The sequence below is a fragment of the Kitasatospora sp. NPDC059722 genome, from assembly GCF_042733235.1.
Classification (GTDB): domain Bacteria; phylum Actinomycetota; class Actinomycetes; order Streptomycetales; family Streptomycetaceae; genus Kitasatospora.
Genome location: NZ_JBHWGD010000074.1, coordinates 8168 through 9851, shown reverse-complemented (window position 1 = coordinate 9851; position 1684 = coordinate 8168). Strand labels below are relative to the sequence as shown.

Annotated in this window: 2 protein-coding genes; one reads left to right on the top strand and one right to left on the bottom strand. The window is 71.0% G+C overall.

What is annotated here, in order from left to right; all coding sequences use genetic code 11:
* Positions 1–246: 246 nt before the first annotated feature.
* On the top strand, positions 247–747 hold the full coding sequence (gene tpx / locus ACFV4F_RS33350) for a thiol peroxidase (RefSeq protein ID WP_359965739.1): 501 nt from the start codon (positions 247–249) through the stop codon (positions 745–747).
* A gap of 125 nt (positions 748–872) precedes the next feature.
* Here tpx and ACFV4F_RS33345 read toward each other — a convergent pair.
* Positions 873–1684: glycosyltransferase (locus ACFV4F_RS33345; protein WP_380508206.1), on the bottom strand; the 812-nt coding region annotated here is incomplete at its 5' end.

The following is a 1684-nucleotide window of genomic DNA, read 5'->3' as shown; positions in this document are numbered from 1 at the left end:
ACACCCTCTCAGATGATTTTGTTTGTGTGGGGGTTTTGTTTTTATTTATACCGCGCGCGGCCGCGGGCGCGTGTTGCTCCCGGCGGCGCCCGACCCCGGGGGGCGCCCCCCCCGCGGGTGTCCGGTGGCTGGGCACGCACTCCCACCGCCTCGGCACACTCAGTAGGATCTTCGTGTTCCCCGGTCACCCGAGACGGTTCGCGGTGTGGCCGTTTCGTAGCAGGTCCATCTGGAGGAGAAACCCTCATGGCTCAGGTCACCCTCAAGGGCAACCCGGTTCAGGTCGCGGGCGAGCTGCCGCAGTCGGGCAGCCAGGCGCCCTCGTTCACCCTCGTCGGTGCCGGTCTCGTCGACGCGTCGCTGAAGGACTTCGCGGGCAAGCGCAAGGTCCTCAACATCTTCCCCAGCGTCGACACCCCGACCTGCGCGGCCTCCGTCCGCAAGTTCAACGCCGAGGCCAACGAGCTCAGCGACACCGTCGTGCTGTGCATCTCGGCCGACCTGCCGTTCGCGCAGGCCCGCTTCTGCGGCGCCGAGGGCCTGGAGAACGTCAAGACCCTCTCCACCTTCCGCAACCGCGACTTCCACGCCGCCTACGGCGTCGACATCGCCGCGGGCGCCATGGCCGGCCTGACCGCGCGCGCCGTCGTCGTGCTGGACGAGAACGACAACGTCCTGCACACCGAGCTCGTGGCGGAGATCGCCGACGAGCCGAACTACGACGCGGCCCTGTCGGCCCTGAAGTAAGGCGCCTCCCGCTCGGACCAGTGGGGGCAGCCGGTTTCCCCGGCCGCGCCCACCGGTTTCAGCTGACCACCGGTTTCAGCGGACCACCGGCTTCAGGGGCCCACCGGCTTCAGCGGCCCCTGGTTTCAGCCGCCCGCCGGGACCCGGAGGGTGCCGTAGCGCTGCATCCGCTGCCAGCGGAGGCGGGAGCCGGCCAGCGCGGTGAAGACCGACTGGATCACCACGAGGTACATCAGCTGCCGGTAGACGAACTGCTGCAGCGGCAGGCTCCACAGCGGTCCCAGCCGCTCCTTGTCGAGCCGGAACGCGTACGCGCCCATCAGCATCTGGACCAGCAGGAAGGCCGCCCACGTTCCGATGATCCGCACCGGGTCGAGGAAGACGACCCCGTACAGCGCGAAGACGTCGACGACGGGGGCGAGCAGGGGCAGCAGCACCTGGAACATCAGCAGGTAGAGCAGTCCGCGCCGGCCGAGCTTGCCCGCCTGTCCGCGCTGGACGAGGGCGCCGCGGTGCTTCCACATCGCCTGGAGCGTGCCGTAGCACCAGCGGTAGCGCTGACGCCACAGGGCGCCCAGGGAGGCGGGAGCCTCGGTCCAGGCCTTGGCGCGCTCCTCGTAGACCACCCGCCAGCCGGCACGGCAGAAGGCCATGGTGAGGTCGGTGTCCTCGGCGAGGGTCTCCTCGCCCACGCCGCCGACGGCCAGCAGGGCGGAGCGGCGGAAGGCGCCGACGGCACCCGGGACGGTGGGCATGCACTCGGCGAGGTCGAACAGGCGGCGGTCCAGGTTGAAGCCGACCACGTACTCGATGTGCTGCCAACGGCCGAGCAGGCCGCCGCGGTTGATCACCTTGGCGTTGCCGGAGACGGGGGGCGGCGGGGGGGCGGGGGCCCGCTGCGGGGGGGGGCGGCGGGGCGCGGCCGCGTGAGGCCGCG

Excerpts from the sequence above, each read along its gene's own strand:
- tpx (WP_359965739.1), top strand. The coding sequence starts at position 247 with ATGGCTCAGGTCACCCTCAAGGGCAACCCGGTTCAGGTCGCGGGCGAG.